Raw genomic sequence first — 26,604 nt, 5'->3', positions numbered from 1 at the left:
TTATCGCAGTCTGGAGTCTCTGGAATGAAAGTAACACTGCCCGCATTTAACCAGGCCGCTGTGCTGGTTGTCGGTGATGTGATGTTAGACCGCTACTGGTATGGTCCTACCAGCCGTATCTCGCCTGAAGCCCCGGTGCCGGTGGTGAAAGTCGATACCGTGGAGGAGCGCCCTGGCGGCGCGGCCAACGTAGCGATGAACATTGCAGCACTGGGCGCGGCTTCACGTCTGATTGGCCTGACTGGCGAAGATGATGCGGCTCGTGTGCTGAGTAACACGTTGCAGCAGGTGAAAGTAGACTGCGATTTTGTGGCGGTTAAAAGCCATCCAACCATCACTAAACTGCGCGTCTTGTCACGTAATCAGCAGCTGATCCGTCTCGATTTTGAAGAGGGATTTGAGCAGGTTGATCCTGAGCCGATCCATCAACGTCTGCGTCAGTCACTGGCTCAAGCGGGTGCGCTGGTATTGTCTGACTACGCCAAAGGGGCGCTGAATAGCGTGCAGACTATGATCCAGCTGGCGCGCGAAGCCAAAGTACCGGTATTGATCGACCCGAAAGGCACCGATTTCGCTCGCTATCGCGGTGCAACGCTGCTGACGCCGAACCTGTCAGAATTTGAAGCGGTGGTGGGTAAGTGCAAAAGCGAAGAGGAAATTGTCAGCCGTGGTATGCAGCTGGTGGCGGATTATGATCTGTCTGCGCTGCTGGTGACCCGTTCCGAAAATGGGATGACCCTGTTGCAGCCGGGTAAAGCGCCGCTGCACCTGCCTACGCAAGCGCAGGAAGTGTATGACGTTACCGGTGCCGGTGATACGGTTATTGGCGTGCTGGCTGCGGTGCTGGCTGCCGGTGAAAGCCTCGAAGATGCCTGTTTCCTGGCGAACGCGGCGGCTGGTGTCGTGGTGGGTAAACTGGGTACTTCAACCGTGAGTACCGTGGAGCTGGAAAACGCCATTCACGCCCGCCCGGATAGCGGCTTTGGTGTGATGAACGAAAAACAGTTAAAAGCTGCGGTGGCACAGGCGCGTCAGCGCGGTGAAAAGGTGGTGATGACTAACGGTGTGTTCGACATTTTGCATGCCGGGCATGTTTCCTATTTGGCGAATGCCCGCAAGCTGGGCGATCGTCTGATTGTGGCCGTCAACAGCGATGCTTCGACCAAACGCCTGAAAGGCGAAACACGGCCGGTTAACCCGCTGGAAAATCGGATGATCGTGCTGGGTGCGCTGGAAGCCGTGGATTGGGTGGTGTCGTTTGAAGAAGATACGCCACAACGCCTGATTGCTGAGGTGCTGCCGGACTTGCTGGTGAAAGGCGGTGACTACAAGCCGGAAGATATCGCGGGCAGCAAAGAAGTGTGGGCCAACGGCGGCGACGTGCGGGTGCTCAACTTTGAGGATGGTATCTCCACCACCAATATCATCAAAACCATTCGCAGCCATTAAGCTGCCTGATGTTTCGTAGCGGCGCGATTTATCGCGCGTGTTGTTGGCTGCATGAAAGTCAAAGACGCGCGATAATTCGCGCCGCTACGGTTGTTTCTAATCGATTATTTTGTTTCTTCTGACTTAATCACATCGGCAGCAGGTGGCGCGGTACGGCTTTCCAGCTGGGCCAGACGTTGTTCCAGTGCGGCCAGCTTCTCACGCGTGCGCAGCAGCACCTGAGTCTGTACATCAAACTCTTCACGGTTAACCAAATCCATACGGGTTAATTGTGCCTGCAACACCTGACGAATTTTCTTTTCGACATCGTCGCCAAATTCGCGAATGCCTTTCGGCATGGCTTCATGCACCTGGCGAGCCAGTTGTTCAATTTTTTTCGTGTCGATCATGATAATTTCCTGGTTACGGGGGCCGATGACAGCGCGTATTCGGTCTTAATAAGCATTAAGTGTAATGCCAGAAACGAAAAGGTTAAACCTGAAATCTGCACCGCAGGAAATGCAAAAGCATTTGCGCTTTTGTTGATTGCCCGACCAGGTGATTGGCGTTATAGTTATTTTGCTTATTCTCAGGGCGGGGCGAAATTCCCCACCGGCGGTAAATCAGTTTCGGCTGAAAGCCCGCGAGCGCTTTTGCTGCAAAGTGAAAGGTCAGCAGATCCGGTGTAATTCCGGAGCCGACGGTTAGAGTCCGGATGGGAGAGGGTAACGACATCAAACGGGCTATGCCCGTGTCACGTTATTGCCATGTGTTTTAAACGCACTCCTAAGCTCGCCCTGATTCTGGTAACTCATATTTTTAAATAAAGGTTTTTTACCATGAATCAGACGCTACTTTCTGAATTTGGCACGCCGGAACAGCGTGTAGAACGTGCTATCGAGGCACTGCGTAATGGTCGCGGTGTGATGGTACTTGACGATGAAAATCGTGAAAACGAAGGCGACATGATCTTCGCCGCCGAAACCATGACCGTTGAGCAGATGGCGCTGACGATTCGCCACGGCAGCGGAATTGTGTGCCTCTGCCTCACCGAAGAACGCCGTCAGCAGCTCGACCTGCCGATGATGGTGGACAACAACACCAGCTCATTCGGCACCGGTTTTACCGTGACCATCGAAGCGGCGCAGGGCGTGACGACCGGTGTTTCTGCGAAAGACCGCATCACCACCATCCGTACCGCCATCGCTGATGGCGCGAAGCCGAGTGACCTGAACCGTCCGGGCCATGTGTTCCCGTTGCGCGCCCGTGAAGGCGGCGTGCTGGCACGCGGTGGTCACACTGAAGCGACCATCGATCTGGTTACGCTGGCCGGTTTTAAACCCGCTGGTGTGCTGTGCGAACTGACCAATGATGATGGCAGCATGGCGCATGCGCCGGAAGCCGTGGTGTTTGCGAAACAGCATGATATGCCTGTGGTGACGATTGAAGATCTGGTGGCGTATCGCCGTCAGCACGAAACACGTCACGCCAGCTAAGCTGCGCGGAGTGAGAAAAGGGCTGGATCGATGATCCGGCCTTTTTTTTATTCAAATTCTCTGATGAAGATCATCATAGTTATCAGCGTTAATCCTGATGTAAATCGGCGTATCTTAACGATTAATAAATCGTCACTTTTGTCAGAGGATTAATCATGAGCAACACTCGCATGCCAGCGCTGTTTCTTGGTCACGGCAGCCCGATGAACGTACTGGAAGATAACCGTTATACCCAGGCCTGGCAGAGACTGGGGGCGACTTTACCGCGCCCGCGCGCCATCCTTGCGGTGTCAGCGCACTGGTATACCCGTGGCACAGCGGTGACGGCGATGAACAATCCACGCACTATCCACGACTTCGGCGGCTTTCCGCAGGCGTTGTTTGATGTGCGCTACCCGGCACCAGGTTCACCGGAGCTGGCGCAGGAAGTGGCAGAGTTGCTGTCACCGGTAATGGTACACCTCGATCAGGAATGGGGATTTGATCATGGTTCATGGGGAGTGCTGGCAAAAATGTATCCGGATGCGGATATTCCGGTGGTACAGCTAAGCGTCGATGGAACAAAACCGCCCGCCTGGCATTTTGAACTGGGCCACAAGTTGGCCGCGTTGCGTGATAGCGGCGTGATGATTGTTGCCAGCGGCAACGTGGTGCATAACCTGCGGATGCTGCGCTGGGAAGGCGCGACAGAAGCCTATCCGTGGGCAGAGAGTTTCAACCAATATGTGCTGGATAACCTGGATTATCAGGGCGATATCGAGTCGCATCCGCTGGTGAACTATCTGCAACATGACGGCGCAAAGTTATCGAATCCAACCCCGGACCACTATCTGCCGCTGCTGTATATCCTGGGCGCACGTAGCGAAGATGAGGCAATTTCTCTTCCGGTGGAAGGAATGGAGATGGGCGCAATCAGTATGCTGTCGGTTCAGGTGGGATAAGGCTTTTACCGTAGCGGCGTGATTTATCACGCGGGTTTTACCAGCACCGCGCACGAAATTGCGCGATAAATCGCACCGCTACAGATTCAGTCAACAAAGGTATGCGGATAGAAGCGTGACAGATCCTGGGTGATCAGCGCGCGATCTTCGCGGATACCGATCCCGGCAGGTTGATCGTCAATCAGCCAGCTACCAATCAAGGTGTAGCTATCGCCAAACTTTGGCAGCGGATGGAACTGCTGCACAATCATACCTTCTTCGCCATATGGCCCATCAGCACGCGCGATTTCTTGTCCGTGTTCGATGATGCGAATATTGGCACCTTCGCGCGAAAACAGCGGTTTCACCACATATTTGTCCATCGGCGGCAAATTGGCGGCATCGGCGAAATAAGCGGGCAGCAAATTAGGATGGTTGGGGAACATCTCCCATAGCAACGGCAACAGTGCTTTATTCGAGATAATGCTTTTCCATGCCGGTTCCAGCCAGCGCACACCGGCATCTGCCAGCTTGGTGGAGAACACCTCACGCAGCATGAACTCCCACGGATAGAGCTTGAACAGGTTGCTGATCACCTGATCATTGACGTCAGTGAACTGCCCTTTTTCTCCCAGGCCAATCTCGTCGATATACAGAAATTCACTCGGCAACCCGGCTTCGGTCGCACAATCCTGCAAATATTGCACGGTGGCGCGATCCTCTTCGGTATCACGGCAGCAGGCAAAGTGCAGCCAGTTAAAACCATGCTGTTGATGTAGAGCTGCAAAGCGCTCAATCAGTTTCTCTTGCAGGCTATTAAACTGATCGCTGCCCTGTGGCAGGTTGCCTGCATTGAGCTGATCTTCGAGCCAGATCCATTGGAAAAAAGCCGCTTCATATAAAGAAGTTGGCGTGTCGGCGTTATTCTCCAATAACTTAGCGTCACTTTTGCCATCCCAGGCAAGATCGAGGCGTGAATAGAGTGACGGCTGACGTAATTTCCATGAATCACGCACAAAATCCCAGGTGTGTTTCGGAATGCAGAAGCGGGTGAGCAGCGCTTCGCTGTTCACCACTTTCTCCACCACTTGCAGGCACATTTGATGCAACTCAGCGGTGGTTTCTTCCAGTTGCTCAACCTGTGCCAGTGTGAACTGGTAATACGCTTCTTCACACCAGTAAGGCTCGCCGTGCATGGTATGAAACTGAAAACCATACTCGGTGGCCTTTGCGCGCCAGTCCGGGCGCTCGGTAATGGCAATACGTTGCATGGTGCTGCTTAGCCTCCCAGCGAGCGAGTCGTGGTGCCAGTGGCACTGCTACGATGCATGGTATTTTGCTTCGCTACGGTTTCACCAAAGCCGCCACGGGTGATGGTCGAGGTGGTCGCGGGTTTGGGAGCCATGGCAGTTTTCGGCACGGTCATGGTGCGGCCAGAGGTCGCCGAACCGTAGTTCTTGCCGGATGCATCCACAAACTGGCCGTTAGCCGGGCTATTGGGGGTTTTGGGGGAGAACAGCGGCTGCTGCGCAAACCCGGCACCACCACCCATCATGCGGCCCATCATATAACCCGCCATCAGCGGCATCCAGAAGCTGCCACTCTGCTGGGCTTCAGCATTGGTGCCCGCCTGAGCTGGGGCTTGCTGGCACTGGTTTTCCCCAAATTCCGCCACACAATCTTCACGTGTTGCGTATTTCGGTGCAGTACGTTCGGCTTCTTTCTGCGCGTTGTTATACGCAGTGGTACATTGCGCGCTCTGGCCTGGATTGGCTTTGGTGCAATCATCCGCGTTCTGATAAAGCGAAACTGTTTCGTCACTCTGTTCGCAGCCAGCCAGCATAAACACTGCGGTGATCGCGAGTGCTACGGGCGTCAAATGGCGTGCCTGCCAGCTTTTACGAAAAGCGGCATGTCTAATGTTTTTAGTCCGTTTCATTTGTTTTCATCCTGTGCCCAAAGGTGACGCCTAGGATAGGGGATGAGTGGTGGAAATTGAAGCGACAGGCCGGGCAGGAAGTGGATCTTTACGTAGCTATACGTTTGAATGAGAAAGGGGCTGCAAGCAGCCCCTAATCAACTTAGTTACTGAAAGGATTGCTGGTGCTACGTGCCGCTGCCGGACGCGCTTTGGCGGCGGCAGACGCGGAAGTGGTTTTAGGGCCATTATCCACGCGTGCAGACTGCTGCGTGTTTTCCGGCGCTACCGTTTCCGGCGAGGTGGAGGTCTCTTTCCCCAGTTGGCTGTTGAGCGATTGCAGATCCTGCTCGTTCAGTGTACCCAGTGCATATTTGATATTGAGCTGGTTAATCATGTAGTTATAACGCGCATCCGCTAACTGCTGCTTGGCGTTATACAGCGTAGTGGTGGCATCCAATACATCAACGATGGTACGTGTACCCACCTGATAACCGGCTTCCATCGCATCCAATGAACTTTGCGAAGACACGACAGCCTGTTTGTAGGCATCAATGCTGCTGATCGAGGCGTTCACATTGTTGAAGGAGGAACGCACGGTCTGAATAGCGCTGCGATGAGCGCTTTCCAGCTGTTCGCTGGCGCTAACAAAACTGTACTGCGCCTGTTTCACCTGTGATGTCACCGAACCACCGCTGTACAGCGGCAGCGAGAAGCTCAGACCCACCTGGTTAGAGCCGGTGATGGAGTCAGAGGTGCTGGAGCTTTGGTTGGCACGGCTACCGCCATACTTACTGTTCGACAAACCGGTAGAGGCGGTCAGATCCAGCGTCGGCATATGGCCGGTTTCAGCAGAGCGGATTTGCTCACGCGCCAGATCCTGGCTCAGACGGGCTGACAACAGGCTGAGGTTACGGCTTTCTGCTTCTTTTAGGAGCGCGCTGACCTCATCAGGACGTGTGGTTTTGAAACGATCAATATTCAGTTCCGCCAGCGACAGATAGTCCATGCCGGTGATCTGGCGCAGCGCTTCGACTGAGTTATCAAGGTTGTTACGTGCGGTCACTTCGCTGGCCAGTACGCTGTCGTACTGCGCGCGGGCATTCTGCACATCGGTGATGGCAACCAGGCCGACGTTAAAGCGTTGCGTTGTCTGATCCAGTTCACGATAAATCGACTGTTTCTGCGCTTCGGTGTAAGAAAGAGTATCAATGGCGTTTAACACGTTGAAGTACGCGGTAGCGGTGTTCAGAATCAGATCCTGTTGGGCGATCTGATAGGTGACATCCTGAATACCGGCGGTTTTTTCCTGCAACGTCAAAGCACGCCATTTCGACATATCGAAAATCGTTTGTGTTAATTGCAGTGAGCCGCTGGTCGTGTTGGAATGAAGGCCGCTGCTGTCGCGGAAACCGTTGTTATAGGTATAATCTGCACCCAAGCCTAATTGCGGCAGTAACGGGCTGCGCGCTTCATTTATTTTCTCAAATGCGGCATCGCGGTCGGCGGCAGAGGCACGCAGGGTCGGGTTACTTAAACGCGCCTGCTGATAAACCTGCAGCAGGTTCTCTGCCTGGCTGGCAAGGCTGAAACCGCCCAGGCTCAGTCCAATAAAAAGTGGGAGCAGTTTTTTCATTTGCATTCCTTTTGTTGCAGCAAATTGCACTGGTAGCGCTGCAGGTAAGCCAAAAAATAATCGCCGATTCTAGCAGAGACGGCGCGACAGATAAGTTGGCTGAACGTGCCTTCTTCCCCTAATTTACGTAAATAATTCAGAAAGAACCACTCGGACGGAGCACAAGGGTTGGCTTTTCTTCGCTCCATCCCAATCTGCATAAGGAGCCAGAAGATGGCAGATGAAAAAAAATCCCCTGTGACTTTCACAAAAAACGATGTAGAAATTATTGCACGCGAAACACTTTACGACGGTTTTTTTTCCATCGTGCGTTACCGTTTCCGTCATCGTCTGTTTAATGGCGAAATGAGTGGTGAAGTGCAGCGCGAAGTTTTTGAGCGCGGCCATGCTGCCGTACTGCTACCCTATGATCCCCTGCGTGATGAAGTGGTGCTGATCGAACAGATCCGCATCCCGGCGCTTGACTCCAGTTCAACGCCCTGGCTGCTGGAGATGGTAGCCGGCATCATCGAACCGGGTGAAACCACGGAGCAGGTGGCGCGTCGCGAAGCCGTCGAAGAGGCGGGCCTCAAGGTTGGGCGCACTAAACCGATAGTGAGTTACCTTGCCAGTCCAGGCGGCACCTCAGAACGCCTGTCGATTCTGGTGGGCGAAGTGGATGCCAGCCAGGCAGAGGGAAATCACGGGCTGGAGGAAGAGAATGAGGATATTCTTGTCCATGTGGTCAGTCGCGAACAGGCTTATCGCTGGGTGGAAGAGGGGATTATCGATAACGCCGCGTCTGTCATCGCTCTGCAATGGCTGGCGTTGCACCATGAAAAACTAAGAGAAGAGTGGAAGCCAAAATGAGACAGCGCTACACCCCTGACTTTCCCGAAATGATGCGCCTGTGCGAAACCAATTTCGCTCAGTTACGTCGCCTGCTGCCAAAAAGCGATGAGGCAGGTGCTTCGGTGACCTATCAGGTGAATGGCGCCAGTTATCAGCTGACCATTGAGGAATCAACCCGTTACACTACGCTGGTGGAGATCCGCCAGGTCGCGCCAGCGGTGAGTTACTGGAGCCTGCCGTCGATGTCGGTGCGGCTCTACCATGATGCGATGGTCGCTGAAGTGTGTTCCACTCAGCAGATCTATCGTTTTAAAGCGCGCTATGATTATCCTAATAAAAAATTGCATCAGCGCGATGAAAAACATCAGATAAACCAGTTCCTTGCGGATTGGTTACGCTATTGTCTGGCGCACGGTGCTGTGGCACTACCCGTCTGCTGATAGCGTATAATGCGCGCAATGGCGTGGAGATTAAGGAAACGCTTTGGATAGCCTGCTAACTCTTTCTGCGGCAAGTGGGGCCGATATCAGGATTTTACAAATCACCGATACCCATCTTTTCGCGGGAAAACACCAATCGCTGCTTGGGGTGAACACCTGGTCGAGTTTTGATGCGGTGCTGGACGCCATTGAGGCACAGCAGCGAGAGTATGACCTGATTATCGCTACAGGCGATCTTGCTCAGGACCATTCAGTCGAAGCTTACCAGCATTTTGTGTCCGGCATTGCGCGTCTGCCGAAACCCTGTGTCTGGTTGCCGGGGAATCACGACTTCCAGCCTGCCATGGTCAACACGCTGGCTGATGCCGGGATTGCGGCAGACAAGCATGTGTTGCTGGGAGAGCATTGGCAACTGGTATTGCTGGATAGCCAGGTGTTTGGCGTTCCTCACGGCATGCTGAGCGAATATCAGCTCGAATGGTTGGAAAAAACGCTGGCGAAATTCCCGGATCGCCATACGCTGGTGCTGCTGCATCACCATCCGCTGGCCTCTGGTTGTACCTGGTTGGATCAACACAGCCTGCGCAATCCGCATCAATTGGAAGCGGTGCTGCAAAACTTTCCGCGCGCACGTAATCTGGTGTGTGGTCACATTCATCAGGAACTGGATCTCGACTGGCATGGCCGTCGCGTGCTGGCGACGCCATCCACCTGTGTGCAGTTCAAACCGCACTGCACCAACTTCACCATTGATACCGTGGCGCCCGGTTGGCGCTGGTTTACGCTCAAGTCGGATGGCTCGTTGCACACAGAGGTGAACCGTCTGCAAAGTGACGCATTCCGGCCTGATCTTGACTCTGAGGGCTACTAAACGATGGCGGCACTGATTTATCTGCACGGATTCAACAGTTCACCGCTCTCGGCAAAAGCCACGCAGTTGCAGCAATGGATGCAACAAAATCATCCGGCGGTTGAGGTGATTGTGCCGCAACTGCCGCCATTCCCGGCGGATGCCGCCCTGATGCTCGAAGACCTGGTACTACAGCATTCGGGGGAGACATTGGGTTTAGTCGGGTCCTCGCTCGGAGGCTATCTGGCGACCTGGCTGTCACAATGTTTTATGCTGCCAGCGGTGGTGGTCAATCCCGCGGTTCGGCCCTTTGAGCTGCTGGCTGATTATCTTGGTGAGAACCGGAATCCCTACACCGGTCAGCAATATGTGTTAGAGTCACGCCACATTTACGATCTGAAAGTGATGCAGATTGACCCCCTGGAAGCGCCCGATCTAATCTGGCTGCTGCAACAGACCGGCGATGAAGTGCTCGACTACCGTCAGGCGCTGGATTATTACAGCGCATGTCGTCAGACGGTCGAAGAGGGCGGCAATCATACCTTTATCGGATTCGAACGCCATTTTACGCAGATTGTTGATTTTCTTGGGTTAAATCACCCTTAATCATTGCGTAGTGTGCCAATATTCATATTGCTAATCAGACAGTTACGATGAGCCAATCAAGTTATAATGCCGATGCCATTGAGGTCCTTACCGGCCTTGAACCTGTACGTCGTCGTCCTGGCATGTACACCGATACCACGCGCCCGAACCATCTCGGCCAGGAAGTGATCGATAACAGCGTCGATGAAGCGCTGGCCGGTCACGCCAAACGGGTTGAAGTGATTCTGCATGCTGACCAGTCACTGGAAGTCATTGATGACGGCCGTGGCATGCCGGTTGATATCCACCCGGAAGAAGGGGTGCCGGCGGTTGAGCTGATCCTTTGCCGTCTGCATGCGGGTGGCAAATTCTCCAATAAAAACTACCAGTTCTCCGGTGGCCTACACGGCGTGGGGATCTCGGTGGTTAATGCCCTGTCAAAACGTGTGGAAGTCACGGTGCGCCGCAATGGCGAAATCTATGACATCGCGTTTGAAAACGGCGAGAAAGTGCAGGATTTACACGTTACCGGCACGGTTGCGAAGCGCAACACCGGGACCAGCGTGCACTTCTGGCCGGATGAAAGTTTCTTCGACAGCCCGCGCTTTTCCGTTTCCCGTCTGAGTCACCTGCTGAAAGCCAAAGCAGTACTTTGCCCGGGCGTCGAGATCGTGTTTAAAGATCAGGTGAACAACACTGAACAGAGCTGGTGCTATCAGGATGGTCTGACCGATTATCTGTGTGAAGCGGTGAATGGTCTGCCGACGCTGCCGGAAAAACCCTTTGTCGGTAGCTTCGCCGGTGAGGTGGAAGCGGTTGACTGGGCGCTGCTGTGGCTGCCGGAAGGCGGTGAACTGCTGACAGAAAGCTACGTCAACCTGATCCCAACCATGCAGGGTGGTACGCATGTTAACGGTCTGCGTCAGGGGCTGTTGGATGCGATGCGTGAATTCTGTGAGTTCCGCAACATCCTGCCGCGCGGCGTGAAACTGTCAGCGGAAGATATCTGGGATCGTTGCGCCTATGTGTTGTCGGTGAAAATGCAGGATCCGCAATTCGCCGGGCAGACCAAAGAACGTTTGTCTTCGCGCCAGTGTGCGGCCTTTGTCTCGGCAGTGGTGAAAGATGCCTTCAGCCTGTGGCTGAATCAGAACGTTCAGGCCGCAGAACAGCTGGCGGAGCTGGCGATCTCCAGCGCCCAGCGTCGTATGCGTGCGGCGAAAAAAGTGGTGCGTAAAAAACTCACCAGCGGTCCGGCACTGCCGGGTAAGCTGGCAGACTGTACCGCACAGGATCTGAATAAAACCGAACTGTTCCTTGTCGAAGGTGATTCCGCAGGTGGATCGGCCAAGCAAGCGCGCGATCGTGAATATCAGGCGATCATGCCGCTGAAAGGTAAGATCCTGAATACCTGGGAAGTCTCCTCAGATGAGGTATTGGCCTCGCAGGAAGTACATGATATCTCGGTGGCGATCGGTATCGATCCGGACAGCGACGATCTCAGCCAACTGCGTTACGGCAAAATCTGCATCCTCGCCGATGCCGACTCCGATGGTCTGCACATCGCGACCCTATTGTGTGCGCTGTTTGTGAAGCATTTCCGCACCCTGGTGCAGAATGGCCACGTCTATGTGGCGATGCCGCCGCTGTACCGTATCGATCTCGGCAAAGAAGTGTATTACGCGCTGGATGAAGACGAGAAAGAAGGCGTGCTGGAGCAGTTGAAGCGTAAGAAAGGCAAGCCGAACGTGCAGCGCTTTAAAGGGCTGGGTGAGATGAACCCACTACAACTGCGCGAAACCACGCTCGATCCCAACACCCGTCGCCTGGTACAGCTTACCGTCAGCGATGATGATGTCGAGCAGACGCTGCGCGTGATGGACATGTTACTGGCGAAGAAACGATCCGAAGATCGCCGTAACTGGCTACAGGAAAAAGGCGATTTAGCCGACATCGAAGTTTAAGAAATCAGGGCGCTACGGCGCCCTTTTTTATCGGCACCGCTGAAGGAAGCAAAGAGTGAAGATCACGCTGGAAGAGTTACGTGCCTGGGTCACGGTGGTGGATACCGGTTCGATAACCAGCGCCGCCGAGCAACTGGAGCAGACCAGTTCCGGCATCAGTCGGGCACTGAGTCGTCTGGAGAGCAAGCTCGAAACCACGCTGCTGCATCGCACCACGCGCCGTCTGGCGCTGACGGAAGAGGGACAAATCTTCCTTGAACATGCGCGACAAATCCTGGCGTCGGTGGAAATGGCGGAAGAACAAATCGCCCAACGGCGTGATGTCCCCGCCGGGCGCTTACGGGTCAATGCCGCCGCCCCCTTTATGCTGCATGTGATCGTGCCGCTGGTGGACGCATTTCGTCAGCGCTTTCCGCAAATTCAGCTGGAACTGAATACCGACGATATCGTGATTGACCTGCTGGAGCAGCAAACCGATATCGCCATTCGCGTCGGCGAATTACGCGATTCTTCACTACGCGCCAGGGTACTGGGTAGCAGCGCCATCCGCCTGCTGGCCAGTCCGGCTTATCTGGCAAAACATGGTGTGCCGGAGACGGTGGCCAGTTTGCACGATCATCAACTGCTGGGATTCAGCCAACTGGAGGCGCACAACGTCTGGCCGGTTTGGCAGCAGGAAGGGGAGTTTCTGCGCGTCAAACCAACGCTGTCGGCTTCGAGTGGTGAAACCCTGCGTCAGCTGGCGCTGGCCGGTCAGGGCATCGTGCGGTTATCCGATTTTGTCAGTCGCGGCGACCGCGTCAGCGGCAGGCTGGTGCAGGTACTGGAAGCGGAGACGCGTGAGCTGCGGCTGCCGATTCACGCCGTGTATTACCGCAACCAGTCGCTGGCTTCACGGATTAGCTGCTTTCTGGATTTTTTGCGCGAACAAATCGAAGAAAAAGGCTTGCTGTAGCGGCGCGAATTATCGCTCGGGTTTTAACGAAATTGCGCGATAAACCGCGCCGCTACGTGGTTATTTATCTGCAGCTTCCAGCACCAGAATCTTCACATCCACTACGTCATCTTTGATAGTCGCGCGGTGTGCATCCATATGCGGCATCTGCTGATGTTGCTCCAGATGGCGCAGCGAATCCCACTGCTCCAGCATAAAGATTGAGTCGGGGGAATTGTGTTTCCACGGCACCTGCGCCTGATGATCCACCAGCGCGTCATATTGATGGCAACCTTCTTCCTGCAACACGGTAGGGATCAGACGATTAATCGCCTCCAGTACCGCCGCACGACGCCCTGGTTTGATACAAATTTCTGCAACGACAGTCAGCATGAGATGTCCTTTTTCCTGTGGTACTTATAGTTAAGCAAAGATTTGGCTGAGATGAGTCCGATAACGTTCGATGTCGCGCGGCACGTCCGGTTGTTTAATCACGTCATTACAAATAAAGGTCGGCAGCCCGGTCATGCCAAGGAACTGATTGGCTTTATGGAAATGCAGATACACACCATCAACGCCAACCCCTTCGAAGAACTGCTCAGGATCGTTAAAGGCTTCCAGTGGCGCATTCCAGGTCAGCGATAGCATATATTTTTTACCCTGGATCAGGCCGCCGGAGCCGTATTTTTTACTGTCGTCTGAGCGGCTACGACCGTCGCTGGCATAGAGTGCGCCATGACCTTCAGTAAATACGTCATCAATATATTTTTTCACGGTCCAGGGTTCACCCATCCACCAGCCTGGCATCTGATAAATCACCACATCGCTGGCGAGATATTTTTGTACTTCATCGGCCACTGTATAGTCGCTATCCGCCAGCGTAATATCGACTTCATGGCCCAAATCACGCAGCAGGCTCGCTGCCACCTCGGTTAGCGTATGGTTTAGCTCCCCTTTAGAATGGGCGAAGGTTTTACCACCATCGATAATCAAAATTTTGCTCATGCTGCATGCGCTCCTTGTGAGAAATTAACGCTCACTCTACGCGCGAGAACCAGACAGAAAAATGCGTGTCAGATCACAAGACTTTTGCTTTTAACGCAATAATGCATCAGCGTGTGGAACAATTGACGTGCAAACACTAAACAGAGAAGAAAAATGAAAACCATGTTATTCAGTGCGTTACTTCTGGTCAGCGGCGTCGTGCAGGCGCAATCTCATCTCGATCAGGTACGTGAAAGCAAAACACTAAAAGTCTGCACCACCGGGGATTACAAGCCTTACAGCTATCTGCGCAGTGACGGAAAGTATGAAGGGTTGGATATCAGCATGGCGCAATCGCTGGCCGAGAGTCTCGGTGCCAAAGTGCAGTGGGTGCCGACCACCTGGAAAACGCTGAGCGACGACTTTGTGGCGCAGCATTGCGATATCGCGCTGGGGGGCGTGTCAGTAACCCTGAAGCGTCAGCAAATTGCCTGGTTTGCCCAACCGCTGGGGGTGGACGGCAAGATCCCGCTGGTACGTTGTACCGACAAGGCGAAGTACCAAACCATTGAACAAATTAACCAGCCGCAGGTGCGGGTGATTGAGCCAGCAGGCGGCACCAACGAAGCCTTTGTACACAGTCATCTGCCCAACGCCTCGCTGACGCTGTTCCACGATAACGTCACCATTTTTCAGCAACTGGTGGATAACAAAGCGGATGTGATGATTACCGATGCGTCGGAAGCGATGTTCCAGCAGAAACATTACCCGCAGTTGTGTGCGCTCAATCCACAGCAACCGATGCAGTATGGTGAGAAGGCGTACATGATCCCGCGTGATGATATGAGCTGGAAGCAGTACGTTGATCAGTGGCTGCATCTCAGTACCGCCACCGGCGATTATGCGCGGATCGCGGAGCAGTGGTTGGGTGTAATTAAATAAAAACCGGTCGTAGCGGCGCAATTCATTGCGCGTTTTTGCAAAAACCGCGCGATAAATCTCGCCGCTACGGACACAATATCAACGATACAAACTGGCTTTACCCAATCCACCAAACAGGTTCATTTTGTAGCGAATCACCTCTTTTGCTGCGGCAATTGCATCCGGATAGATCACATTCGGATCCCACCAGGTTTCACGCGCCAGAATCTCGCGAACTTTCTGGAAGTAGGCGAACTTCATGTCACTGGAGATATTGATTTTACCTACGCCCAGCGTCACCGCCTCGGCAATCTCTGCATCCGGGTTAGCGGAGCCGCCATGCAGCACCAGTGGAATGCTCAGACGCTGCGAAATGTCTCGCAGAATATGCATCTGCAATTCTGGCTTCATATCTTTGGGATAGATGCCGTGTGCGGTGCCAATGGCTACCGCCAGAGTATCGACACCGGTACGCTGAACAAAATCCTCGGCCTGTGCTGGTTCAGTGTAGATCACCTTGCTGACGCCACCTTCTACGGTGGTGCCGGTATCGCCAATGGTGCCCAGTTCACCCTCGACCGACACGCCTACCGCATGCGCCAGCTTCACCACCTCTTTGGTCAGCGCCACGTTCTCTTCATACGGCAGCAGTGAGCCGTCGATCATGACCGAGGTAAAGCCGCACTGGATGGCACGCAGCACCTGAGCGATGGAAGCTCCGTGGTCAAGGTGCAGGGTAAAGGGGACGGTGCTTTTCAACGTGCGTTCACGCACATAGCCAAAGAATGCATCGGTTACGAATTCCAGTTCGCTGGGATGGATGGAGATGATCGCCGGGGTTTGTGTCGCCTCAGCTTCCTCCACCACCGCGCGAATAAAGCAGCTATCCGCAACGTTAAATGCGCCGATGGCAAAACGGTTTTCACGGGTAGGTGTCAACATCTCTTTCATAGAAATCAACATGTTATGTTTTCCTTAAGGTGATGTTTAGTCAGGGTCGACGGCAACGCCGGCCCGATGATGAATAAAATTGGGAAGAAATCTGCCTTCCGTAAACCTGCGCGATAAATCGCGCCGCTACGATGCTGTGCCCGGAAATTAAACCTTACCGGCCGACCCCGACCAGCTCAGATACTCGACCACTACTTCGCGGCAGGCGGATTCCATCAACCCGAGCAAATCCGCCAGCTCGGCGTGGGGATGTTGCTTGAGTGCCTGCTGCAACGCGTTTTTACCGGCATCAAAGACCGCAGCACCGACGTTGATCTTGGCGACGCCAAACTGGCTGACGCGCCGCAGATCCTCGGCCGGAGTGCCTGATCCTCCGTGCAGTGCCAGCGGTAAGGGCGACACGGCATGCAGCTCCTGCAAACGTTGGAAGTCGATCTTCGGTTTGACGCCAGCCGGGTATAACCCGTGTGCTGTGCCCACCGATACTGCCAGCAGATCAATTTGCGTCTGCTCGACGAACGGCAGCACATCGGCCACCTGGGTCATCTTCACCGCGGCATCCGCCAGCTCATAGGTCGGGGCATCGGCGATATGGCCCAGCTCGCCCTCAACGCACACCCCGGCGGTATGCGCCATCTTCACCACCTGCGCAGTTTGACGAATGTTCTCCGCCAGCGGCTCAGACGAGGCATCGATCATCAGGCCAGTAAACCCGGCGCGAAACGCCTGGCCAATCAACGGGAAGGCTTTACCATGGTCGAGCGCCAATGCAATCGGCACCGTGGCGCTTTCTGCCAGCGCTCGTACCAGCGGCACGGCAATCGGTGGTGGCAAATGCGTGCTATGTCCCTGATAAACATTGAGGATCAATGGCGCGCGCTGCTGCTCGGCGGCCTGAATCGCCGCTCGCGTGGTCTCCAGGTTGAAGCAGTTAATCGCCAGCACCGCGTAGTGCTGCTGCGCTGCAACCTGAATCAGGTCATTCATCATGGCAAACATGGTGGCTCCTTATTCCAGTGTGAATTTGATCTCTTCATCGCGGACGCCGGGGGCTTCCACATCGTCGAACTCTTCATCCGCCTGGGTCACGGTCTTCTTCATCAGCGACAGCATCACGCCGCACACCACGGTGCCAATGCCGAGCGCCAGACAGAACAGCCAGGGTTTGGTAAACAGCGGCACCACAAACATCCCGCCGTGCGGCACCGGTGCTTCCACGCCCCACACCATAATCAGCCCACCTGCAATCGCCGAGGCCACCACACAGCTGGCAACCACGCGGAGCAGGTCACGGGCCGCAATCGGGATCACCCCTTCGGTAATCATGCAGATACCCATCGGGAAGGCGGCTTTTAGCGCTTCTTTCTCTGCTTTGGTGTACTTATGTCGCGTCAACAGGAAGGAGAGGGTGATGCCGAATGGTGGGATAATTGAGCCGACAAATTTCACCGCCTCTGGCCCGTAGATGCCATCCACCAGCATGCCGTCGGCAAACAGCGACATGGTTTTATTGATCGGGCCGCCAAAGTCGAAGGTTGCCATCGCGCCGAGAATCGCGCCCATAGCAAACTTCGAACCACCTTGCATTGACTCCAGCAGATGAATCAGCGCCTTTTGCAACCAGACAATCGGCTGGCCGATAAAGGTCATCATCAGCAGACCGGCGATGATGGTACTGAGCAGTGGCAGCACCATAATCGGCATCAGGCCCTGCATCGATTGTGGCAGTTTTATGATACGGCGCAGCAGTAGCACGGTGTAACCGACGAGGAAACCACCGAGAATCCCGCCAATAAAACCGGTGCCGATCTGGCCGCAGATAAAACCGACGATCAAACCCGGGGCAAAGCCGGGGCGATCGGCAATCGAATAAGCGATCGCCGCGCTGATTAGCGGCACAATCAGCCCCATTCCCCAGCCGCCGATCTGGTTCAACATCCAGGCGATGGTGCCGGTTTGTTTACCGACGTCCGGCCCACCAATCACCTGGCCGAGGGCGATACAGATCCCGGCGGCGACGATCAGCGGGATCATCCAGGAGATACCGGTGAGCAGATGGCCTTTGATCTCCTGGCCGTACTGACGTTTGTTGTCATTCATGATGGATCTCCTCAGGCACGCGCCAGTGAATCCGCCACTTTTTCGAGGAATTTCACCGGTGATTTGATCACCACTTCGGTTTTGACCCTCACAATAGGTTTGCCCTGGAAGCGTTCTTCGCCTTTGATCTTGACGTCAACGGCGAGGATCACCACATCGGCCGCAGCGATCGCTTCCCGCGTCAGCTCCGTCTCGGTGCCGATGGTGCCCTGGGTTTCGACGTGGATGGTGTGGCCCAGTGCACGGGCGCCCTTAATCAGTTTTTCGCGCGCAATATAGGTATGCGCGATGCCTGCCGTGCAGGCCGCTACACAGACAATGTTCATGTGTCACCTCAGAGAAGTAGGGTTAACAGAGGTCGGTTTCGGCGTACTGGCTAAACAGCCGGATGATATTGCTGGGGTCGTTTTCCGCCAGCAGTTGGGCAATCACCTCATCATCGGCCAGCGCGCTGGCCACCTGCGACAACAGGCGAATATGGGTGGTGTTCTGATCTTCCAGTCGCACCGCGAACAGGATGATGCAGCGCACCTGGCTGCCATCGAGCGTTTCCCACGGGATATCCTGTTGGGTTCGACCGATAGCTAAGGTGGTTTGCCGCACGGCGGCAGACTTGCCGTGCGGGATGGCGATATGGTTTTCAAATCCGGTTGAGCCTTCCGATTCACGCAGCCATACGTCGGCGATAAATGCGTCGCGATCGCTGATGGCACCGTCCTGATATAGCAACTCGGTCAGCTCGTTGATCACCTCTTCTTTGCTGGTGGCAGTCAGGGACAGATTGACGCGGCGCGGCGTCAGAATGCGAGAAATATCCATCAGTCAGACCTCATTCAATTAATGTTCAGCCAGGACGCAGATCGTCCCCTGTGGCAGCTGGCTGCCAATCATGGCGTCGGTAACCCGCCGGATATCGTCATCGTTAAAAAATGCACTGACATACACGCTGGGGACAGCACCGCTGTTGAGGTGAATGGTGGTAATCACCAAATCCACCGTTTCGCGCTGGCAAAATGCCGCGTGATTGCTGGCTGATACCACCCCCGCGATTTCCCAGTCCGGAAAGGCACGCAGGATGCGACTTTTCAACAGATGTGATGTGCCAACCCCACTGGAGCACACCACCAGAATGCGTTTGTGGGCGATTTGTCGCTCCAGCGCGGCCTGAAAATGGACGCAAAGGTAACCAATTTCGTCATCGGCGACTGGCGAGAGATCGAAGGTGTGCGCCGTCAGCTGCATTGCCTGTTGCGTCAGTGAAAATATTTCTTTCATTTCCTGCTGAATATCATCCAGGAGCGGATTACGAATATGGATGTGATATTTAAGGCGATTTAATAATGGCTTAATATGCACCAGCAGGCCGTCAAATAATAAACGGTCCTGAGATAAATCTTGCTGAATAAAGGCTGAGAAGCGATCGATTAATTCACAGGTTATTTTAACTGATTCAGTGGTGGAAAATTTATTATGCAGCGGCGTATTATCTCCACGTTCTTCCACCACAATGCCGGAGGAGACGATATATTGATAAATAAACCCGACTTCGTCGGCGGGCAGCGCACAGCCGATACGTGCTTCAATCTGCGTAACCATCTGCTGTGCGATGGTCAGGATGCGTTTATCAAGATCCTGCGCCGCCAGCAGCGTCTGTAACGCCAGTACGTTTCCCTGCGCCATGCGGTGCATCATGATCAAAATGTGAGTGCAGAGATTGAGATACCAGGCATCGCCCAGCGGGTAGCTCAGTTGCTGCTCCATCTGTTGCAGCAGCGCCTGGACAAAGGCCACGTCCTCATCACCGAAGTAATGCACCAGTGCCTGATGGCTGCCGGGATCGAGCCGTGGTAGTAAGGGTGTTCCGGCTACGTTTTGCTGCATCACATCATTAATCAGCGACACCATCGCCTGACGCAGCGTCTGTTCGTTGCCTTCAATATGGGTGCCGCAAGGGCCGCGTGCCAGCGTCAATCCCAGCGGTTGCAGCCACTCCTCAATCACTTTCAGGTCATTCACGATCGAGGCATGGCTGATAAAATACCGTTCGGACAGCTTGCTGATTGAGGTTTCACGCGGTGCGTCACTCAGCAACTGGGAAGCAATCTTTACCCGGCGGCTGTTGTGGCTCAACGCTTCGCTGTTGTCATCGCCGTTCAGCTGTTGTTCCAGTTGCAGGCGCTGCTGAATATCATCAACACGCAAGCGTACGCCACGGCCAGGGGTTTTCTCCAATACCATCGCCCAGTTATTTAGCCAGTTCTCCAGCCATTGCAGGTCACGGTAGATGGTTTTTTCTGATACGCCGAGCTGTTGCGCCAGTTGCTTCAGCGGCTGCGGTGCGGCCTGCTGCAACAGCAGTTTTACTAATCGGTGTTGTCGCGAAGTCAGTATTTGCATTCGTTCACCTTTATTTTGGCAAAACAGTGTCTCGTCAGGTTGTTTTTTATATTTTCCAGATGCCAGAAATCAGGAGCGCAAAAAATCTTTCTTATGGAGTATGAATTTAGAAAAGGACGGGGAAAGCAACAATACTAAATGTTGTCCTCCGAAGAGGACAGGATTAATACGAATCGGATTATCTGAAAATTAATTGAGATCGTGATCACAGAGCGTCGGAAATATTCATTGTGATCCTGATCTCATTCTATTTTGTTTTTTCAATCTGCCTCACATTTATTTTTCGGCAATGATTCTGATGTGCGAGATGGCTTCCCCTGTGACTAAGCCACGGGAATAAGGTACTATCCTCGCCAAACGACCGCCGGATGTCCCGCCGCCGTGGGCCACGAAGTGAGGATGCAAGCTTAATGAGCGAATTGACGCAGGATGGTGCAGAGCGTCTTGCCCTGCACAAATTTACAGAGAACGCGTACCTGAACTATTCCATGTACGTGATCATGGATCGCGCGTTGCCGTATATCGGTGACGGCCTCAAGCCGGTACAGCGCCGCATTGTGTATGCGATGTCTGAGCTGGGGCTTAATGCCAGCGCCAAATTTAAGAAATCAGCGCGTACCGTGGGTGACGTGTTGGGTAAATACCATCCGCACGGCGACAGCGCCTGCTATGAAGCGATGGTGCTGATGGCGCAGCCGTTCTCCTACCGCTACCCACTGGTAGATGGTCAGGGTAACTGGGGGGCGCCGGATGATCCGAAATCCTTCGCCGCGATGCGTTATACCGAATCGCGCCTGTCCAAATATGCCGAGATTCTGCTGAGCGAGCTGGGACAAGGCACATCGGATTTTATCCCCAACTTTGACGGCACCTTGCAGGAACCCAAAATGTTACCGGCGCGTCTGCCGAACATCCTGCTGAACGGTACGACCGGCATCGCCGTAGGTATGGCGACCGATATCCCACCGCATAACGTTCGCGAAGTGGCACAGGCGGCGATCACCCTGATCGAAAAGCCAAACACCACGCTGGATGAGTTGCTGGATATCGTGCACGGACCGGATTTCCCGACCGAAGCCGAGATCATCACCCCGCGTGATGAGATCCGTAAGATTTATCAGAATGGTCGCGGCTCCATCCGCCAGCGTGCGGTGTGGAAAAAAGAAGATGGCGAAGTGGTGATCACCGCGCTGCCGCATCAGGTTTCGGGTGCGCGTGTGCTGGAGCAGATTGCCGCACAGATGCGCAATAAAAAGCTGCCGATGGTGGAAGATCTGCGTGACGAATCCGATCATGAGAACCCGACCCGTCTGGTAATTGTGCCGCGTTCCAACCGTGTCGATCTGGATCAGGTGATGAACCACCTGTTTGCCACCACCGATCTGGAAAAAAGCTACCGCGTTAACCTCAACATGATCGGACTGGATAACCGTCCGGCGGTGAAAAACCTGCTGGAAATTATCTCAGAATGGTTGGTATATCGTCGCGATACCGTAACCCGTCGTCTGAACTACCGTCTGGATCGCGTGTTGCGTCGTCTGCATATCCTCGAAGGTTTGCTGGTGGCATTCCTCAATATCGATGAAGTGATCCACATCATCCGTACTGAGGACGAGCCGAAAGCGGTGTTGATGTCGCGCTTTGACATCAGCGAGACGCAGGCTGAAGCGATTCTGGAATTAAAACTGCGCCACCTCGCAAAACTCGAAGAGATGAAGATTCGTGGTGAGCAGGCGGAGCTGGAGAAAGAGCGCGATCAGTTGCAGGCGATCCTGGCTTCTGAGCGCAAGATGAGCAACCTGCTGAAGAAAGAGTTGCAGGCCGACAGCCAGACCTACGGCGACGATCGCCGTTCGCCGTTGCGCGAACGCGAAGAAGCCAAAGCGCTGAGCGAGACTGATCTGGTAAGCGCCGAGCCGGTCACCATTGTGCTATCGCAAATGGGTTGGGTGCGTAGCGCCAAGGGCCACGATATCGACCCTGCTGGTCTCAGCTACAAAGCAGGGGACAACTACCTGGCCGCTGCGCGCGGTAAGAGCAATCAACCGGTGGCGTTTATCGATTCCACCGGCCGCAGCTATACTCTTGACCCGACATCGCTGCCATCGGCACGTGGTCAGGGTGAGCCGCTGACGGGCAAACTGACGCCACCACCGGGGGCGGTGATGGAGCAGGTGCTGATGGAGCCGGATGAGCAGAAACTGCTGATGGCTTCCGACGCCGGTTATGGCTTTATCTGTACCTTTGCCGATTTGGTCTCACGTAATCGCTCCGGTAAAGCGCTGCTGACGCTGCCGGAAAATGCCAAAGTGATGACGCCAATGGCGGTGAATCACGAAGATGACATGCTGCTGGCGATCACTCAGGCGGGACGTATGCTGATGTTCCCTGTGGGGGAACTGCCGCAAATGTCGAAGGGCAAGGGGAACAAAATCATCTCGATTCCGTCCGCAGAAGCGGCGGCGGGCAGCGACAAGCTGGTGTGGCTGCTGATCCTGCCGACCGGCAGTGCCATCACTCTGCACGTGGGCAAGCGCAAGCTGGTGCTGCGCAGTGAAGAGTTGCAGAAGTTCCGCGCCGATCGCGGTCGTCGTGGTACGTTGTTACCGCGTGGTCTGCAACGTATCGACCGTGTCGAACTGGATGCCCCAACGCGCCACCGTGAAGCGAGTGAAGAATAACCCTGCAAAAAGATAAAGCAGGCAAGGGTATGCCATTATTGAGGAAGCTATGTTACTAATTTTAAGGACTATTTTTGTAGTCATCTATTCGATTTTGGTCTGCATATTGGGTTGTATCTGGTGCCTGTTTTCACCGCGCAATCCACGTCATGTGGCCACATTTGGTCACATGTTTGGTCGCTTATCGACGGTGTTTGGTGTCAAAGTGGAACTGCGTAAACCGGCCGATGCCGAAAGTTATGGCAACGCCATTTACATCGCTAACCACCAGAACAACTTTGACATGATTACCGCAGCCAAAATTGTGCAGCCGACCACGGTGACGGTGGGCAAAAAAAGCCTGTTGTGGATCCCGTTTTTTGGCCAGTTGTACTGGCTGGCGGGTAACCTGTTGATTGATCGTGATAACCGTGCCAAAGCGCATGGCACCATCGGTGAACTGATTGATCAGTTTAAAAAGAAGCGCATTTCGTTCTGGATGTTTCCGGAAGGGACGCGCAGCCGTGGACGTGGTCTGCTGCCGTTTAAAACCGGTGCGTTTCATGCTGCCATGGCGGCGGGTGTGCCGATTATCCCGGTGGTGGTTTCCAACACCCATGACAAAATCAAACTCAACCGCTGGAACAACGGTCTGGTGATTGTCGAGATGCTACCGCCGGTGGATACCGCCGCGTTTGCCGACAGCTCGGTGCGCAAGCTGGCGACTCACTGCCGCGAATTAATGTCGGCGAAGTTGGAAGAATTGAACGCCGAAGTCGCCGAACGCGAAAAAAACGGTAAAATCTGACCGTTCTCACGGGGCAGGCAATCTGCCCCGTGTCATTTCCTCCTCGGGGAACAGCACAGCAATAGCAATTAGAAAAAATGGACGGCGTCCTCACGCCACGCTCAAAGGGTCTGAAGTTTTATGTCTTGCAGCAGACGTCAGTTTATTCAGCTTTCTGCCGGTGTTGCGCTGGTTTCCAGCGCCATGCCTCACGCCGCACGTGCCGCTTCCGCACCCGGCGATACCCCCCTGCCGGTTCCGCCGTTGATTGAATCACGCCGCGGTCAGCCGCTCTTTCTCACGCTTCAACGTAGCCACTGGTCATTCAATGGCGACAGTAACAAAGTCCCGGTTTGGGGCATCAACGGCATGTATCTTGGCCCGACGGTGCGCGTGTACAGCGGCGACGACGTGAAACTGATTTACAGTAATCGCCTTAACGAACCGGTGGCGATGACGGTGAGCGGTCTCCAGGTGCCGGGTGCGCTGATGGGTGGCGCACCACGCATGATGTCGGCGGGGGTTGACTGGGCGCCGGTATTACCTATTCGTCAAGGATCGGCGACCCTGTGGTATCACGCCAATACGCCCAACCGCATGGCCCCGCATGTCTACAACGGTCTGGCAGGGATGTGGTTGATCGAAGATGACGTGAGTAAAGCGTTGCCACTGCCGAAGCATTACGGGGTGGATGATTTCCCGTTGGTGATTCAGGATAAGCGCCTCGATAATTTTGCGACCCCGGTGTACGACCCGCCGCAGGATGGCGGCTTCCTCGGGGATACCTTGTTGGTCAACGGCGTACAGAATCCGTATGTGGAAGTTTCCCGTGGCTGGGTACGTCTGCGCCTGCTGAACGCCTCTAACGCACGCCGCTATGATCTGGCGTTCTCCGATAACCGACCCTTTATGGTGATCGCCAGCGATCAGGGCTTTTTGCCTGCGCCGGTTGCGGTGCAACGTTTGTCACTGGCTCCGGGTGAACGGCGTGAAGTGCTGGTGGATATGTCACAGGGCGATCAAGTGTCGATCACCGCAGGCACCGCAGCGGGTTTGATGGATCGTTTACGCGGGCTGTTCGAGCCTTCGTCGATCCTCGCTAACACCCTGGTACTGTCGCTGCGTCCGACCGGTTTGTTGCCGCTGGTGACGGACAATCTGCCGATGCGTTTGCTGGCGGATCAGATTCTTGATGGCGCGGCAGTGCGCACGCGTGAATTCCGCATCGGCGACAGTATGCCGGGCATCAATGGCGCAATGTGGAATATGGGGCGTATCGACACCACGGCGCAGCAGGGCAGTTTTGAACGCTGGATCCTGCATGCCGATCGCCCGCAGTCACTGCATATTCAGGGCGTGATGTTCCTGATCAAAAGCGTCAACGGCGCGCAGCCAATGGGTGAAGATCGCGGCTGGAAAGATACGGTGTGGGTTGATGGTGATGTGGAGTTGTTGGTGAGCTTTACCCAGAGTTCGTCGGATCACTTCCCGTTTGTTTATTACAGCCAGACGCTGGAGCTGGCCGATCGCGGCACGGCGGGGCAGTTGCAGGTTATGCCTTCGGCCTGACCTCCTCCCGCCGGTACTAAACCCATCACAACCTCTTCACCACTCCGCTGTACAGCACCGGTCCGGAAGGGCCGGCAAGTTTAGATCCCCCTTTGGGTTCGAGGCTTACCGCCAGGGTGAGTCCATTTAGCCCAATATTGTTCGGAATCGGCATGCGAGTATTCGCATCCTGTCGCAGAAGTCCCAGTGACACCGGTGCATTTTTACCGGCGATGGCCCATAACTGCATGCTGTGGTTGTCTGGTAGGGTGACATTCAGCGCAGCAACGGAGATTTCCTGTCGGTTTGGGTCGGCAAATACTACAAACTGACTCTTCCCGTCCGACGCATTTAACACCACCAAAGGCTGGTTCAGGCCGGTTTCTGCTGGATGCTGTACAAAATTAAATACCAGTATGCCGCCCAGCATGGCGGCAATGAGCCAGCCAGCCATACTGAAGAAAGTGAACGGCCAAGCCTCTTTTTTCACCTGAAGCTCTGCCAGAATACGTGGCCAGACGTATTCTGGCGGCACTTCTTCTGGCATGGCAAGATCCACATAACCCAACGCGCGCTGCCAGTGGGCTACTTCCCGTTTTAATTCGGGGTTCTGCTGCATACGTGCTTCCAGTGCCAGACGCTGCACTTCATCCAGAGTACCCAGCACATATTCTGCGGCTGCCAGATCGTCATGTTTTGTATTCATAGGCCGACACACTCTTTGAGATGGGCTAAAGCACGCCGAATCCAGCTTTTAACCGTACCCATTGGCTGATTCAGCGTCAGGGCTATTTCCTGCTGAGAGAGGCCACGATAATAGGCTAGCGCAATACTCTGCCGCTGTTCGGAGGGCAGATGTTGCAGGCAATGTTGCAAGCGATGCGCTTCATTATCTTCGACTTCATCTTCATCATATGGCGTCTTAAATGCCTGCTCAGCCTCGCTGATCTCTTCGGTTGAACAGTTTTGATGTTCACGTTTGCGCAGATAGTCGATAGCGCGATGGCGGGCAATCTGGCTGAGCCAGGTCCTGACGGCACTGAGCGCAGGGTCATAGCTGGCGGCAGATTGCCACACCTGAATAAATGCATCCTGCAACACGTCTTCTGCCCAATCGCGCCGCCTTACCAGGCGTAAAATAACCGCGAATAACCAGGGAGACGTCTGTTGATACAACACCGACAGCGCATGAATATCCTGATGCACTATCAGTCTGAGCAGCAACTCATCGCTATTTTTTTCATGTATCGGCAT

At 54.5% G+C, this 26,604-nt stretch carries 27 protein-coding genes and 1 riboswitch; of the genes, 13 read left to right on the top strand and 14 right to left on the bottom strand.

Annotated features, from left to right (window positions below; genetic code table 11):
• Window positions 1-24: 24 nt before the first annotated feature.
• On the top strand, window positions 25-1,449 hold the full coding sequence (gene hldE / locus AC6I8W_RS17800) for a bifunctional D-glycero-beta-D-manno-heptose-7-phosphate kinase/D-glycero-beta-D-manno-heptose 1-phosphate adenylyltransferase HldE (RefSeq protein ID WP_497836083.1): 1,425 nt from the start codon (window positions 25-27) through the stop codon (window positions 1,447-1,449).
• 104 nt (window positions 1,450-1,553) lie between these two features.
• On the opposite strand, the gene ubiK is transcribed toward hldE, so the two are convergent.
• Window positions 1,554-1,838, bottom strand: a complete 285-nt coding sequence (gene ubiK / locus AC6I8W_RS17795; RefSeq protein ID WP_497836082.1) for a ubiquinone biosynthesis accessory factor UbiK — start codon at window positions 1,836-1,838, stop codon at window positions 1,554-1,556.
• A gap of 171 nt (window positions 1,839-2,009) precedes the next feature.
• Window positions 2,010-2,159: riboswitch (FMN riboswitch) on the top strand.
• Between the two features lie 108 nt (window positions 2,160-2,267).
• Between ubiK and ribB the strand changes: the two genes are divergently transcribed.
• Both ribB and ygiD read left to right on the top strand, forming a co-directional pair.
• Entirely contained in the window at window positions 2,268-2,924 is a 657-nt protein-coding gene (gene ribB / locus AC6I8W_RS17790; RefSeq protein WP_013510534.1) for a 3,4-dihydroxy-2-butanone-4-phosphate synthase, read from the top strand.
• Between the two features lie 155 nt (window positions 2,925-3,079).
• Window positions 3,080-3,865, top strand: coding sequence for a 4,5-DOPA-extradiol-dioxygenase (ygiD, locus tag AC6I8W_RS17785; RefSeq protein ID WP_497836081.1), 786 nt, complete (start codon window positions 3,080-3,082; stop codon window positions 3,863-3,865).
• A gap of 86 nt (window positions 3,866-3,951) precedes the next feature.
• Here the strand turns inward: ygiD and AC6I8W_RS17780 are convergent, their stop codons facing one another.
• The 3 genes from AC6I8W_RS17780 to tolC all read right to left on the bottom strand — a co-directional run bounded on the left by AC6I8W_RS17780 (window position 3,952) and on the right by tolC (window position 7,398).
• A complete protein-coding gene (locus AC6I8W_RS17780) occupies window positions 3,952-5,115 on the bottom strand; it encodes a glutathionylspermidine synthase family protein (protein WP_497836080.1) in 1,164 nt (387 codons plus the stop codon).
• Between the two features lie 8 nt (window positions 5,116-5,123).
• Window positions 5,124-5,783, bottom strand: coding sequence for a DUF1190 family protein (locus tag AC6I8W_RS17775; RefSeq protein ID WP_497836079.1), 660 nt, complete (start codon window positions 5,781-5,783; stop codon window positions 5,124-5,126).
• 142 nt (window positions 5,784-5,925) lie between these two features.
• The gene (tolC, locus tag AC6I8W_RS17770) at window positions 5,926-7,398 is read right to left on the bottom strand and encodes an outer membrane channel protein TolC (RefSeq protein WP_497836078.1); all 1,473 of its coding nucleotides are present in this window, start codon (window positions 7,396-7,398) and stop codon (window positions 5,926-5,928) included.
• 213 nt (window positions 7,399-7,611) lie between these two features.
• Between tolC and nudF the strand changes: the two genes are divergently transcribed.
• Genes nudF through AC6I8W_RS17740 form a run of 6 tightly spaced genes read left to right on the top strand, consistent with a single transcriptional unit; the run spans window position 7,612 to window position 13,023 of the window.
• Window positions 7,612-8,247 (top strand): ADP-ribose diphosphatase, encoded by a 636-nt coding sequence (gene nudF, locus AC6I8W_RS17765; RefSeq protein ID WP_497836077.1) that lies wholly within the window; start codon window positions 7,612-7,614, stop codon window positions 8,245-8,247.
• Window positions 8,244-8,669 (top strand): DUF1249 family protein, encoded by a 426-nt coding sequence (locus AC6I8W_RS17760; RefSeq protein WP_013510528.1) that lies wholly within the window; start codon window positions 8,244-8,246, stop codon window positions 8,667-8,669. Before nudF ends, AC6I8W_RS17760 begins: the two co-directional genes overlap by 4 nt.
• A 43-nt stretch (window positions 8,670-8,712) precedes the next feature.
• Window positions 8,713-9,540 (top strand): 3',5'-cyclic-AMP phosphodiesterase, encoded by an 828-nt coding sequence (cpdA, locus tag AC6I8W_RS17755; protein ID WP_497836076.1) that lies wholly within the window; start codon window positions 8,713-8,715, stop codon window positions 9,538-9,540.
• A 3-nt stretch (window positions 9,541-9,543) separates the two neighbouring features.
• Entirely contained in the window at window positions 9,544-10,125 is a 582-nt protein-coding gene (gene yqiA, locus AC6I8W_RS17750) for an esterase YqiA (RefSeq protein ID WP_497836075.1), read from the top strand.
• 47 nt (window positions 10,126-10,172) lie between these two features.
• Window positions 10,173-12,068 carry a DNA topoisomerase IV subunit B gene (gene parE / locus AC6I8W_RS17745; protein ID WP_497836074.1) on the top strand — a complete coding sequence of 632 codons (1,896 nt, stop codon included), beginning with the start codon at window positions 10,173-10,175 and terminating at the stop codon, window positions 12,066-12,068.
• A 55-nt stretch (window positions 12,069-12,123) separates the two neighbouring features.
• Window positions 12,124-13,023 carry a LysR substrate-binding domain-containing protein gene (locus AC6I8W_RS17740; protein ID WP_497836073.1) on the top strand — a complete coding sequence of 300 codons (900 nt, stop codon included), beginning with the start codon at window positions 12,124-12,126 and terminating at the stop codon, window positions 13,021-13,023.
• Between the two features lie 60 nt (window positions 13,024-13,083).
• Here the strand turns inward: AC6I8W_RS17740 and AC6I8W_RS17735 are convergent, their stop codons facing one another.
• Window positions 13,084-13,395, bottom strand: coding sequence for a putative quinol monooxygenase (locus AC6I8W_RS17735; RefSeq protein WP_497836072.1), 312 nt, complete (start codon window positions 13,393-13,395; stop codon window positions 13,084-13,086).
• A gap of 30 nt (window positions 13,396-13,425) precedes the next feature.
• Window positions 13,426-14,007 (bottom strand): NAD(P)H-dependent oxidoreductase, encoded by a 582-nt coding sequence (locus AC6I8W_RS17730; RefSeq protein ID WP_497836071.1) that lies wholly within the window; start codon window positions 14,005-14,007, stop codon window positions 13,426-13,428.
• Between the two features lie 153 nt (window positions 14,008-14,160).
• Between AC6I8W_RS17730 and AC6I8W_RS17725 the strand changes: the two genes are divergently transcribed.
• Window positions 14,161-14,928 carry a transporter substrate-binding domain-containing protein gene (locus AC6I8W_RS17725; protein WP_480365852.1) on the top strand — a complete coding sequence of 256 codons (768 nt, stop codon included), beginning with the start codon at window positions 14,161-14,163 and terminating at the stop codon, window positions 14,926-14,928.
• 78 nt (window positions 14,929-15,006) lie between these two features.
• Here the strand turns inward: AC6I8W_RS17725 and AC6I8W_RS17720 are convergent, their stop codons facing one another.
• From AC6I8W_RS17720 to AC6I8W_RS17695, 6 genes are all read right to left on the bottom strand, one after another.
• Entirely contained in the window at window positions 15,007-15,870 is an 864-nt protein-coding gene (locus tag AC6I8W_RS17720; RefSeq protein ID WP_497836070.1) for a ketose-bisphosphate aldolase, read from the bottom strand.
• A gap of 135 nt (window positions 15,871-16,005) precedes the next feature.
• Window positions 16,006-16,857, bottom strand: coding sequence for a class II fructose-bisphosphate aldolase (locus AC6I8W_RS17715; RefSeq protein WP_497836069.1), 852 nt, complete (start codon window positions 16,855-16,857; stop codon window positions 16,006-16,008).
• Between the two features lie 9 nt (window positions 16,858-16,866).
• Window positions 16,867-17,958, bottom strand: coding sequence for a PTS fructose transporter subunit IIC (locus tag AC6I8W_RS17710; protein ID WP_497836068.1), 1,092 nt, complete (start codon window positions 17,956-17,958; stop codon window positions 16,867-16,869).
• 11 nt (window positions 17,959-17,969) lie between these two features.
• The gene (locus AC6I8W_RS17705) at window positions 17,970-18,284 is read right to left on the bottom strand and encodes a PTS fructose transporter subunit IIB (protein ID WP_497836067.1); all 315 of its coding nucleotides are present in this window, start codon (window positions 18,282-18,284) and stop codon (window positions 17,970-17,972) included.
• Between the two features lie 22 nt (window positions 18,285-18,306).
• Window positions 18,307-18,777, bottom strand: coding sequence for a PTS sugar transporter subunit IIA (locus AC6I8W_RS17700; RefSeq protein ID WP_497836066.1), 471 nt, complete (start codon window positions 18,775-18,777; stop codon window positions 18,307-18,309).
• A gap of 18 nt (window positions 18,778-18,795) precedes the next feature.
• Complete coding sequence (locus tag AC6I8W_RS17695; protein WP_497836065.1) at window positions 18,796-20,355, bottom strand: BglG family transcription antiterminator; 1,560 nt, start codon at window positions 20,353-20,355, stop codon at window positions 18,796-18,798.
• A 410-nt stretch (window positions 20,356-20,765) separates the two neighbouring features.
• Here AC6I8W_RS17695 and parC point away from each other — a divergent pair, with 410 nt between their 5' ends.
• The 3 genes from parC (at window position 20,766) to ftsP (ending at window position 25,371) form a co-directional block, all read left to right on the top strand.
• Window positions 20,766-23,036, top strand: coding sequence for a DNA topoisomerase IV subunit A (gene parC, locus AC6I8W_RS17690; protein ID WP_480365838.1), 2,271 nt, complete (start codon window positions 20,766-20,768; stop codon window positions 23,034-23,036).
• Between the two features lie 49 nt (window positions 23,037-23,085).
• On the top strand, window positions 23,086-23,823 hold the full coding sequence (locus AC6I8W_RS17685) for a 1-acylglycerol-3-phosphate O-acyltransferase (RefSeq protein WP_497836064.1): 738 nt from the start codon (window positions 23,086-23,088) through the stop codon (window positions 23,821-23,823).
• A 120-nt stretch (window positions 23,824-23,943) separates the two neighbouring features.
• On the top strand, window positions 23,944-25,371 hold the full coding sequence (gene ftsP / locus AC6I8W_RS17680) for a cell division protein FtsP (RefSeq protein ID WP_497836063.1): 1,428 nt from the start codon (window positions 23,944-23,946) through the stop codon (window positions 25,369-25,371).
• A gap of 25 nt (window positions 25,372-25,396) precedes the next feature.
• On the opposite strand, the gene AC6I8W_RS17675 is transcribed toward ftsP, so the two are convergent.
• Window positions 25,397-26,056, bottom strand: coding sequence for an anti-sigma factor (locus tag AC6I8W_RS17675; RefSeq protein WP_497836062.1), 660 nt, complete (start codon window positions 26,054-26,056; stop codon window positions 25,397-25,399).
• Complete coding sequence (locus tag AC6I8W_RS17670; RefSeq protein ID WP_497836061.1) at window positions 26,053-26,604, bottom strand: sigma-70 family RNA polymerase sigma factor; 552 nt, start codon at window positions 26,602-26,604, stop codon at window positions 26,053-26,055. Before AC6I8W_RS17670 ends, AC6I8W_RS17675 begins: the two co-directional genes overlap by 4 nt.

This window comes from Pantoea sp. X-Soil-TKNS-1211 (assembly GCF_059730495.1).
Note: the sequence above shows the minus strand (reverse complement) of the source record. Positions and strands in the feature narration are given on the sequence as shown.

Excerpts from the sequence above, each read along its gene's own strand:
- AC6I8W_RS17675 (WP_497836062.1), bottom strand. The coding sequence starts at position 26,056 with ATGAATACAAAACATGACGATCTGGCAGCCGCAGAATATGTGCTGGGT.
- hldE (WP_497836083.1), top strand. The coding sequence starts at position 25 with ATGAAAGTAACACTGCCCGCATTTAACCAGGCCGCTGTGCTGGTTGTC.
- yqiA (WP_497836075.1), top strand. The coding sequence starts at position 9,544 with ATGGCGGCACTGATTTATCTGCACGGATTCAACAGTTCACCGCTCTCG.
- AC6I8W_RS17725 (WP_480365852.1), top strand. The coding sequence starts at position 14,161 with ATGAAAACCATGTTATTCAGTGCGTTACTTCTGGTCAGCGGCGTCGTG.
- AC6I8W_RS17700 (WP_497836066.1), bottom strand. The coding sequence starts at position 18,777 with ATGGATATTTCTCGCATTCTGACGCCGCGCCGCGTCAATCTGTCCCTG.
- AC6I8W_RS17735 (WP_497836072.1), bottom strand. The coding sequence starts at position 13,395 with ATGCTGACTGTCGTTGCAGAAATTTGTATCAAACCAGGGCGTCGTGCG.
- AC6I8W_RS17730 (WP_497836071.1), bottom strand. The coding sequence starts at position 14,007 with ATGAGCAAAATTTTGATTATCGATGGTGGTAAAACCTTCGCCCATTCT.
- AC6I8W_RS17780 (WP_497836080.1), bottom strand. The coding sequence starts at position 5,115 with ATGCAACGTATTGCCATTACCGAGCGCCCGGACTGGCGCGCAAAGGCC.
- AC6I8W_RS17685 (WP_497836064.1), top strand. The coding sequence starts at position 23,086 with ATGTTACTAATTTTAAGGACTATTTTTGTAGTCATCTATTCGATTTTG.
- parC (WP_480365838.1), top strand. The coding sequence starts at position 20,766 with ATGAGCGAATTGACGCAGGATGGTGCAGAGCGTCTTGCCCTGCACAAA.
- nudF (WP_497836077.1), top strand. The coding sequence starts at position 7,612 with ATGGCAGATGAAAAAAAATCCCCTGTGACTTTCACAAAAAACGATGTA.
- AC6I8W_RS17760 (WP_013510528.1), top strand. The coding sequence starts at position 8,244 with ATGAGACAGCGCTACACCCCTGACTTTCCCGAAATGATGCGCCTGTGC.
- parE (WP_497836074.1), top strand. The coding sequence starts at position 10,173 with ATGAGCCAATCAAGTTATAATGCCGATGCCATTGAGGTCCTTACCGGC.
- tolC (WP_497836078.1), bottom strand. The coding sequence starts at position 7,398 with ATGAAAAAACTGCTCCCACTTTTTATTGGACTGAGCCTGGGCGGTTTC.
- ygiD (WP_497836081.1), top strand. The coding sequence starts at position 3,080 with ATGAGCAACACTCGCATGCCAGCGCTGTTTCTTGGTCACGGCAGCCCG.
- AC6I8W_RS17710 (WP_497836068.1), bottom strand. The coding sequence starts at position 17,958 with ATGAATGACAACAAACGTCAGTACGGCCAGGAGATCAAAGGCCATCTG.
- ubiK (WP_497836082.1), bottom strand. The coding sequence starts at position 1,838 with ATGATCGACACGAAAAAAATTGAACAACTGGCTCGCCAGGTGCATGAA.
- ribB (WP_013510534.1), top strand. The coding sequence starts at position 2,268 with ATGAATCAGACGCTACTTTCTGAATTTGGCACGCCGGAACAGCGTGTA.
- AC6I8W_RS17705 (WP_497836067.1), bottom strand. The coding sequence starts at position 18,284 with ATGAACATTGTCTGTGTAGCGGCCTGCACGGCAGGCATCGCGCATACC.
- AC6I8W_RS17670 (WP_497836061.1), bottom strand. The coding sequence starts at position 26,604 with ATGCCGATACATGAAAAAAATAGCGATGAGTTGCTGCTCAGACTGATA.
- ftsP (WP_497836063.1), top strand. The coding sequence starts at position 23,944 with ATGTCTTGCAGCAGACGTCAGTTTATTCAGCTTTCTGCCGGTGTTGCG.
- AC6I8W_RS17695 (WP_497836065.1), bottom strand. The coding sequence starts at position 20,355 with ATGCAAATACTGACTTCGCGACAACACCGATTAGTAAAACTGCTGTTG.
- AC6I8W_RS17715 (WP_497836069.1), bottom strand. The coding sequence starts at position 16,857 with ATGTTTGCCATGATGAATGACCTGATTCAGGTTGCAGCGCAGCAGCAC.
- AC6I8W_RS17775 (WP_497836079.1), bottom strand. The coding sequence starts at position 5,783 with ATGAAACGGACTAAAAACATTAGACATGCCGCTTTTCGTAAAAGCTGG.
- AC6I8W_RS17720 (WP_497836070.1), bottom strand. The coding sequence starts at position 15,870 with ATGTTGATTTCTATGAAAGAGATGTTGACACCTACCCGTGAAAACCGT.